This is a genomic window from Psychrobacter sp. (assembly GCF_030457785.1).
Classification (GTDB): domain Bacteria; phylum Pseudomonadota; class Gammaproteobacteria; order Pseudomonadales; family Moraxellaceae; genus Psychrobacter.
The window spans coordinates 1-9,030 of record NZ_JAKDUI010000104.1 but is presented as its reverse complement, the minus strand read 5'-3'; the positions used below and the strand labels follow the sequence as shown (position 1 = coordinate 9,030).

Genomic DNA, 9,030 nt, shown 5'->3' with positions numbered 1-9,030 from the left:
TTAGATATATCTATATATATATAAATACAATGTAAATCGTCAGCATAAATTTACAAAAAACTTTACTATTTAGCCCATTCACGCCGAACCCTTATATCATCTTCATTTGCCAAAAATTGAGCAACGCTCAACCTCTAAGCAACATAGTTTGACGCGAAAATCAATATAGCATTTTCAAAATTTTCCCGCTATATTGTGCCTACCTACTAACAAATACGCTATATATAGTACTCAGTGCGTTTCACCACCACTATGAGTAGCGGCAGCTTGTTGCCTAAACACACCATGCGATGACCAAGCTATTATGTAGCGTTATAAAGCATGCCTAGCGGATATCTACCCGTGCAGCATCAAGATAAGCAAACCACTCAAGAGGGCAGTATGACACATATCGATAAAATCAAAGTGACCAAACGTGATGGACGATTAGAACTTATTGATTTGGACAAAATCCATAAGGTAATCGACTGGGCAGCCCATGATTTGGATAACGTGTCTGTGTCGCAAGTTGAACTAAAATCGCACATTCAGTTTTATGAAGGCATCAAGACGCGTGATATTCATGAAACCATCATCAAATCTGCGGCTGATCTAATCTCTGAAGAGACACCCGATTATCAGTACCTAGCAGCACGTTTGGCTATCTTCCATTTGCGTAAGATTGCCTATAACCAGTTTGAGCCACCACATCTTTACGACCATGTACAGACATTGACTGACGCTGGCAAATACGATGAGCACATACTCACTGACTATAGCCGTGCAGAATTTGACGAATTAGAAGAGTATCTCGACCACTGGCGCGACATGAACCTTGCTTATGCGGCTGTTGAGCAAATGGCAGGCAAGTACCTCGTACAAGACCGTGTCACCAAAACGGTGTACGAAAGCCCGCAATTCTTGTACATGCTCGTGGGTATGTGTTTGTTTGCCAATTACGACAAATCAGATCGTCTGGATTTCGTCAAACGCTTCTACGATGCGACCTCACAATTCAAAATCTCACTACCGACGCCGATCATGTCTGGTGTGCGTACACCATCGCGCCAGTTTAGCTCGTGCGTCTTGATCGAGTGTGGTGATAGCCTAGACTCTATCAACGCCACCACCAGCGCTGTCGTGCGTTATGTATCTCAGCGTGCTGGTATCGGTATCAATGCCGGTCGTATCCGCGCCCTTGGCAGCCCTATCCGTGGCGGTGAAGCGCAGCATACTGGCTGTATCCCATTCTATAAGTTGTTCCAGACAGCCGTAAAATGCTGCTCACAAGGTGGCGTCCGTGGTGGTGCTGCGACCCTTTTCTATCCACTGTGGCATTTAGAGGTTGAGTCACTACTGGTACTGAAAAACAACCGCGGTGTCGAAGACAACCGTGTACGTCATATGGATTACGGTGTCCAGTTAAATAAAACGATGTACACGCGCCTGATCAAAGGTCAAGACATCTCGATATTTTCACCAGGTGACACGCCTGGATTGTATGATGCATTCTTTGAAGATCAAGACAAATTCGAAGCTCTGTATACGCAATACGAAAACGATCCCAACATCCGTAGCCGAAAAATCCCAGCAGCCGATTTGTTTAGCCTGATGATGCAAGAGCGTGCCAGCACGGGTCGTATCTATATCCAAAACGTCGACCACTGCAACACGCATAGCCCATTTAACGCAGCCGTTGCTCCGATTCGCCAGTCAAACCTATGCATGGAAATCGCTCTACCGACCAAGCCACTGGACAACATCAACGACGAAACAGGCGAAATCGCACTTTGTACCTTATCAGCGGTCAACTTGGGTAAAGTCGACAACGTCAGCGATATCGAAGAGCCTGCCGAGCTTATCGTCCGTGCGCTTGACGCTTTACTTGATTATCAAGACTACCCTGTCAAAGCAGCTGAAAACGGTAGTATGCGCCGCCGTACACTCGGTGTGGGCGTGATCAACTACGCTTATTACCTCGCCAAAAACGGCACACGCTATTCAGACGACAGCGCACTTGGCTTGACGCATCAGACGTTTGAAGCGCTACAGTACTACCTCCTAAAAGCGTCAAACAAATTGGCGAAAGAGCAAGGCGCCTGCCCTGCCTTTAATGAGACTACCTACTCACAAGGTATCTTGCCGATTGATACGTACAAAGCCGACCTGGATAAAATCTGCCAAGAGCCGCTGCATTTAGACTGGGAAACGCTACGTGGCGAGATTACGGCGCACGGTCTGCGCAACTCTACCCTAACCGCCTTGATGCCATCTGAGACTTCTAGCCAGATTGCCAATGCGACCAACGGTATCGAGCCACCACGTGGTCTGGTGTCTATCAAAGCATCAAAAGACGGTATCTTAAAACAGGTGGTGCCTGAAATTGAAAAGCTACGTGGTCAGTACGAGCTACTGTGGCAAATGCCCAACAATGACGGCTATCTAAAACTGGTCGCTGTCATGCAAAAGTTCGTCGATCAAAGTATCTCTGCCAATACTAACTATGACCCGACTCGCTACGATGGTCAGCGTGTACCGATGAAAGTATTGTTAAAAGACTTGTTAACGGCGTATAAGCTGGGTGTGAAGACGTTGTACTACCATAACACTCGTGATGGTGCGAACGATGCCCAAGCGGATATGGAAGATGATTGTGCTGGCGGTGCATGTAAGATTTAGGTTTGCAAGAAATATTCTTTAAATAGAATTTCTGATGAGTGGCGGGTTTGATTTCTTAGTTAAATCCGCTATATATCAGTAATATATCGTAGAAAGGTTTTAAAATTTGTTTGGTACTACAAGTATCAGGCAATAAAAATGGCAAAGACGATTTCTCATCTTTGCCATTGGAGATATTAAATATTGGCGTATTTAATATCAGGAAGTTGAGACTATCGACTTTCACAAGTGATAAGCAAATAGAATAACGTTCCGCTCTCAGGAAGCTATTCTAATTTAAAACTTACCCCTTGTCCAAAGAAACCGTAAAAACATAGTTATATGTTTCTTAGCTGTAATGAAATATCATTCGATCAATTGTGTTTGACATTACAGTATATTGCTTTAACAACCAATATTTATACGGAGTTTAAACATGGACACAATTACTTTAGCCAACAGCTTTGCCACTATTGTCGGTCTACTAGTAACATTTCAGTCATCGAAAGGAGGTTCTGATATCGTAGATTTTATGGAGTGGTTACGTGAAAATGATAATAGCAATACTGCTGCAATTATCGAAAATAATACTCAGCTACAAAATAAACTCTCTACTTTCATGAGCCAAAATCATAATGAAATCATGTCGCAGCTTTCTAAGCTTAATGATCTAATGGTGTCTGTAGCTAGTCGAATGTACGGAATAAGTGGGATTGCTTCTAATTTTGATGATAACTATGGTTTATCAGATCAAGCTTTAAGAATACTACGTGAGTTTGAAAATTCAGATGGTGAATATATATGGAGACTCAAGTCGCTTAGTGGTGCGGAATATTCAATCGATGCTAGCCAAAACTTGGAGATAAGTGAACCTAGATTTATCGAAGATGACTTAAAAATCATGACTGAGTTAAACCTCTTAACCCGTGAAATAACTAATCAAGGTTATCATCGTTATAGAATTACAAGATATGCAATTGAGTACCTCAGAGCAACTGATAAACTAATTACTGCTTAGTGATGTAGGGTGCGTTCCACGCACCAAACATAATTTCCATATCTTCGGTGCGTGGAACGCACCCTACGAAAGAACATAAATAGCAAGATTGATAAGAAAGAAAAGCGCTATCCCAACAAGGCTTTTTAGCCTGAGCGAGGAAATAACGAAGCACTGCTTCGTCCGAGCGCAAGAGAATTTGCATTTTCGCAAATTCTGTGGCAACTACCCTTCTGATGGTAATGGCGGCAAAGCAGATACAAGCGGTAGGCGGGATTGGCTGCTGATATAATCAAAACACACAGACAGAAATACAAACGACGGAGGTCATAGACATGAAATATACCGCAATCATCAAAGACGGTGGCTTGTTTATCCCTAACGTATTTTCCGACCTAAATGATGGCGGTGCGCACATCGTACAAGTCGAAATCGACCTTGAAGAAGTGCGTCAGCAATTGAGCAAAAGCGAAATACTCGAAACAGCCGTCACCAAAAAGAGCGTCGCAAAAGACAGCAAAAAATCAACGGCGAAAACACCAACAACGAAGCCATCAACAGCGAAACTGTCTACAGCAAAAACACCAAAGAAAGAAGTCCAAAAAGAAGCGGCAAAAAAATTAGAGCAAGAAGCGAAAACAGCAAAAACGATGGCTGACAATACGGGGATTGATTCGAAGCGTCAGAGCGCAATCGATGAGCTAGAATCACTGGATGACTCAGAGCTCAGTGAGATTTTTAAAGCTTATATGAATAACGGACAAGCACCCGCTCAAATATCGTTAGACAATCTCTAATGAGGACTGACGCCTGAAAGCTGAGTGCCTATTACGTATCGGTTCAGGTGGGCGCAAATATTTTAAACATCATGATTTTGCATCAGGGTTTTACTGAAATCCACACTATGTATCACTTATAAAGGTAGAATAATGACATACTCGATTTTTTCTCAAACGCCAAACAATGCGCTAAAAGAGCCCATGTTTTTTGGTCAGCCAGTCAACGTGGCTCGCTACGATCAACAAAAGCACCCTATCTTTGAGCAATTGATCGAAAAGCAACTGTCGTTCTTTTGGCGACCAGAAGAAGTCGATGTATCAAAAGATCGTATCGACTATAGCAACCTGTCGTCCCACGAAAAGCATATTTTTATCAGCAATCTCAAATACCAAACCCTACTCGACTCTATCCAAGGTCGTAGTCCAAACGTCGTGATGTTGCCACTGGTATCGATTCCTGAGCTTGAGACATGGATCGAAACATGGTCTTTTTCTGAGACCATTCACTCGCGCAGCTACACCCATATCATTCGCAACATCGTCAACGATCCAAATGTTGTCTTTGATGACATCATGCAAAACGAACATATCTTGGAGCGTGCTTCTGACATTGCCCAATATTACGACGACCTTTATCGCAACTCACAGCTATACAGCTTGTACGGTGCAGGCACACACGATATCAATGGCGAGCAAATCACGGTCGATTTGAAGTCATTAAAACGACAAATGTATCTGTGCATCATGGCAGTCAACGTTTTAGAAGCCATTCGTTTCTATGTCTCGTTCGCCTGCTCATTTGCCTTTGCTGAGCGTAAGCTGATGGAAGGTAATGCCAAGATTATTAAGCTAATCGCTCGTGATGAGGCGCTGCACTTGACTGGCACGCAACATATGCTAAACCTCATGCGTAATGGTAAAGACGATCCAGAAATGGTCGACATAGCCAAAGAGTGTCATGAAGAAAGTATCGAGATATTCCGCAAAGCCGCCGAACAAGAAAAAGAATGGGCAGGCTATCTGTTTAAAGACGGCTCAATGATCGGATTAAACAAAGACATTCTATGCCAATACATCGAATACATTACCAACTTGCGTATGGAAGCGGTCGGCTTGCCAGCGGCATTCCCGAACTCTAAGTCAAACCCGATCCCTTGGATCAATACATGGCTATCGTCTGACAATGTGCAAGTCGCTCCACAAGAGACAGAAATCAGCTCGTACTTGGTCGGTCAGATTGACTCAGACTTATCAGACAGCGACTTTGATGACTTTGAGCTATAGATAGCGCTCAAAGAACAATGGGACTATAGCACCAGCAAACATAGGACTTACGATGACTTGGGTAATGACGAGTAAAAAGCAGTTTTACTTGCATGACAATGAAAGCCTACTCGATGGACTGCTACGTACAGGGCACGACATCAACTATCAGTGCCGCGAGGGCTACTGTGGCAGCTGTCGGGTCAAATGCGTTGCCAGCTCACACACTGTTGACTATCCATTTGATCCGCTGGCCATGATCGATGAAGATGAAATCCTACCCTGCTGCTGCAAAGTACAAGGGGTCATTTATATCAATCATGAGCCCATCATCGAATGACTGTCAATCGAACGACTACCAATCGCTTAACTACAAATCGATTAACACTAAGTCAGAACCAGTACAATTAAAAAAGCGCGCTATCTGATTGAGATAGCGCGCTTTTTTTATTTATTGACCAGATATTTTTCTAAAGCACTTTGGCACAACGCACTTTGATACAAAGCACTCTGGCACAAAACACCTTTATCACTGAGGCGCGCCGTTTCTTTCAAATAACTTTAGCAGCTCTTCGCGCATACGGTCACGCTCCTCTTCTGACATCATTGGTGCTGCTTCGTCGTCTTCAATGGTGGGTTGCCCAGTACCGCCTGACAAATCATTTTGCAGCACCGCAGGGCGAGCTGTTGGCTCTTGCTCTGGACGCTCTTCTAACACGATCTGCACTTGCGCATTTTGACCTTGACGTAGCACTTGTGCATTCAACTCAGTATCTGGTGCTTTACGAGCGACATACTGAATCAAGGTGTTGGCATCGGTCATCTCAACACCATCAATCGTCAAGATAATATCGCCGACTCGCAAACCACTCTTAGCCGCCGGACTTTGCTCGATAACATTTAGCACCTCAACACCCGTAGATGTCTCAAGACGTGTGGGATCTTGCAGCTGTGATTGAATCTCAATCCCCAACCAACCACGGCTGACCTTGCCATCTTTGATGAGGGCGTTCATGACTTGCTCAACGAGTGCGGTTGGAATGGCAAAACCGATACCCATAGAACCACCGGAGCGTGAGAATATCACAGTATTGATACCAACCAACTCACCACGAGCATCGACGAGCGCACCACCTGAATTACCTGGGTTGATGGCGGCATCGGTCTGGATGAAGTCTTCAAACTTATTGACGCCAAGACCCGTACGACCAGTCGCAGAGATGATACCTTGTGTGACGGTCTGACCGACACCGAACGGATTACCAATCGCCAACGCCAAATCGCCTACTCGAATGGGGTCTTCACGGAAGCCTAATGGGGTAAGCCCTGTCATATCGACTTTTATCACTGCCAGATCGCTATCAGGGTCAGTGCCAATCACGGTAGCACGATTCTTACGACCATCATTGAATGCCACGACAATCTCATCCGCTTTTTCGATGACGTGGGCATTGGTCACGATAAAACCATCTTCAGATACGATCACACCAGACCCTAAGTTGGTCGAGCCTTGATCTTGCGATGGTCCACTATGAAACTCAAAGAAACGGCGCAATACAGGGTCATCCATATAAGGATGCTCTGCCATGGTTTGGGTAGTATAGATATTCACAACAGACTGTGAGGCTCGTGCGACTGCATCATGGTAAGAAGAGATAGGCTCTGGCGTATCAGCAACAGGAGCATCAGCCTCTTGCTCAACTGGAGGCGTTCTCGGTGGCTCCCATATCTCCTCTGACGCCGTTTTCATACTCATAAACAACCAACTAAACGCTGCCAACACGAGCAACAATAACACCCAAGGTAACCATTTAAATAGAGATGCCTTATTATTGGTATTCTGCGATGACGACATATAAAAAACCTCTATGAATTTGATGCAAGCAAACAATGATGGACAAAATAACTAGCTGATAAAAATGCGCGGTATAGCATAACAAAAATAATGAGTCATAAGCTATCAGAGCCTGTCTTCATTTTAAAATGGCGATGAAAATGAAAGCGAGCGCAGTCAAACAAGAGCAATAGTACCGCTGATATCAGTGCCGGCGATAGCGTTAATTTCATTAATTTTGTCAAAATATGAATAATAGCCATCTGTAGTCGATACGCGACAAAACGGCTCAAAAATACTCAGATCAAAAATCAACAATAGCAATTTAGCAAAAGTTTGACCGTCTTTAGCTCGTTTAGACGACTGGTGACTGCCTTGCTGAGCACGCCCCATTTAAGCAAACTCACGCAAGTTAAATTATAACCGCCAGCAGTGATAAATAATAACGTATCGTGTACCATTTCAGTTATTAGCCCTGTCTACTACCATGCACAGTCATGATAAAATAGCATTGATGACAAGCACCGACGACAAATACTGATGATAAGTACTGACTACTTGTGTTGCTAATTGCATCATTTGAACTATCTGGCCCAATTTATTGCCAACTATTAGGGAGTACCATGACAACACTCGATATTTCTAGCCAAGCTTCAGATAAGGTTATTACTGCCCAGACACTCGCTCATTTTTGTGATGAGTATCTTTCTGCCAGCGCGTTTAAAGACTATGCACCAAATGGCTTGCAGGTAGATGGTGGCCGCCCTATCCAGCGTATCGTGACTGGTGTAACGGCTTGTGAAGCGCTGATAGATGCAGCTATCGAGGCAAATGCCGACGCTATTATGGTACATCACGGGTATTTTTGGAAAGGTGAACCCGCTACTATCACGGGCATGAAAGGCAGACGTATTCGGAAATTGATGCAACACGGCATCTCGATGATTGGCTATCACTTACCGCTTGATGCTCATCCGGTGACTGGTAATAATGCCAAGCTCGCTGACATGCTAGATATGACGCTCATTGGTGGCCTATACCCCAATGAATCACATCCTGTCGGTAATATCGCAACCTGTCAGCCCCAGAGCGCCGAAACGCTTATTGCCAAGATTACTCAAGCATTGGGACGCCAGCCTTTACACATCGCTGCTGAATACAAACAGTCTGCCACTACCAGCTCTAGCACCGAACACAGCCGCCTTATCAAACGCGTCGGTATTTGCACAGGCGGTGCTCAAGATATGATTGAGCAAGCAGCCCAGATGGACTGTGACGCTTATATCTCAGGCGAAATATCAGAACGTACTACTCATAGTGCACGAGAGCTCGGTATTGATTACTTCGCTTGTGGGCATCACGCAACAGAGCGAGGCGGCATCCAAGCCCTAGGAGATGTCATTGCACAAGAATTTGGGCTACCAGTGACATTCATTGATATCGATAATCCAGCGTAACCCCATCGTGATTACTGTTTAGCGTACCGCCCAGTCTATATAAAAATTTATCTTGTAAGAAGT

Annotated in this window: 7 protein-coding genes; 6 read left to right on the top strand and 1 reads right to left on the bottom strand. The window is 44.4% G+C overall.

Annotated features, from left to right (window positions below; all coding sequences use genetic code 11):
• The first annotated feature begins 381 nt into the window (after positions 1 to 381).
• The 5 genes from nrdA (at position 382) to yfaE (ending at position 6,016) form a co-directional block, all read left to right on the top strand.
• Positions 382 to 2,658, top strand: coding sequence for a class 1a ribonucleoside-diphosphate reductase subunit alpha (gene nrdA / locus L0J61_RS06510; RefSeq protein WP_301465520.1), 2,277 nt, complete (start codon positions 382 to 384; stop codon positions 2,656 to 2,658).
• A gap of 415 nt (positions 2,659 to 3,073) precedes the next feature.
• Complete coding sequence (locus L0J61_RS06505; RefSeq protein ID WP_301465519.1) at positions 3,074 to 3,655, top strand: hypothetical protein; 582 nt, start codon at positions 3,074 to 3,076, stop codon at positions 3,653 to 3,655.
• Positions 3,656 to 3,969: 314 nt separating this feature from the next.
• The gene (locus L0J61_RS06500) at positions 3,970 to 4,431 is read left to right on the top strand and encodes a hypothetical protein (RefSeq protein WP_301465518.1); all 462 of its coding nucleotides are present in this window, start codon (positions 3,970 to 3,972) and stop codon (positions 4,429 to 4,431) included.
• Between the two features lie 132 nt (positions 4,432 to 4,563).
• Positions 4,564 to 5,697, top strand: coding sequence for a class Ia ribonucleoside-diphosphate reductase subunit beta (gene nrdB, locus L0J61_RS06495; protein ID WP_301465517.1), 1,134 nt, complete (start codon positions 4,564 to 4,566; stop codon positions 5,695 to 5,697).
• Positions 5,698 to 5,749: 52 nt separating this feature from the next.
• Complete coding sequence (gene yfaE / locus L0J61_RS06490) at positions 5,750 to 6,016, top strand: class I ribonucleotide reductase maintenance protein YfaE (RefSeq protein WP_301465516.1); 267 nt, start codon at positions 5,750 to 5,752, stop codon at positions 6,014 to 6,016.
• A 189-nt stretch (positions 6,017 to 6,205) separates the two neighbouring features.
• On the opposite strand, the gene L0J61_RS06485 is transcribed toward yfaE, so the two are convergent.
• On the bottom strand, positions 6,206 to 7,531 hold the full coding sequence (locus tag L0J61_RS06485; RefSeq protein WP_301465515.1) for a S1C family serine protease: 1,326 nt from the start codon (positions 7,529 to 7,531) through the stop codon (positions 6,206 to 6,208).
• A gap of 602 nt (positions 7,532 to 8,133) precedes the next feature.
• Between L0J61_RS06485 and L0J61_RS06480 the strand changes: the two genes are divergently transcribed.
• Positions 8,134 to 8,967 (top strand): Nif3-like dinuclear metal center hexameric protein, encoded by an 834-nt coding sequence (locus tag L0J61_RS06480; RefSeq protein ID WP_301465514.1) that lies wholly within the window; start codon positions 8,134 to 8,136, stop codon positions 8,965 to 8,967.
• The last annotated feature ends 63 nt before the right edge of the window (positions 8,968 to 9,030 follow it).

Coding starts and splice junctions, on each gene's coding strand:
- nrdA (WP_301465520.1), top strand. CDS start 382: ATGACACATATCGATAAAATCAAAGTGACCAAACGTGATGGACGATTA.
- L0J61_RS06505 (WP_301465519.1), top strand. CDS start 3,074: ATGGACACAATTACTTTAGCCAACAGCTTTGCCACTATTGTCGGTCTA.
- L0J61_RS06500 (WP_301465518.1), top strand. CDS start 3,970: ATGAAATATACCGCAATCATCAAAGACGGTGGCTTGTTTATCCCTAAC.
- nrdB (WP_301465517.1), top strand. CDS start 4,564: ATGACATACTCGATTTTTTCTCAAACGCCAAACAATGCGCTAAAAGAG.
- yfaE (WP_301465516.1), top strand. CDS start 5,750: ATGACTTGGGTAATGACGAGTAAAAAGCAGTTTTACTTGCATGACAAT.
- L0J61_RS06485 (WP_301465515.1), bottom strand. CDS start 7,531: ATGTCGTCATCGCAGAATACCAATAATAAGGCATCTCTATTTAAATGG.
- L0J61_RS06480 (WP_301465514.1), top strand. CDS start 8,134: ATGACAACACTCGATATTTCTAGCCAAGCTTCAGATAAGGTTATTACT.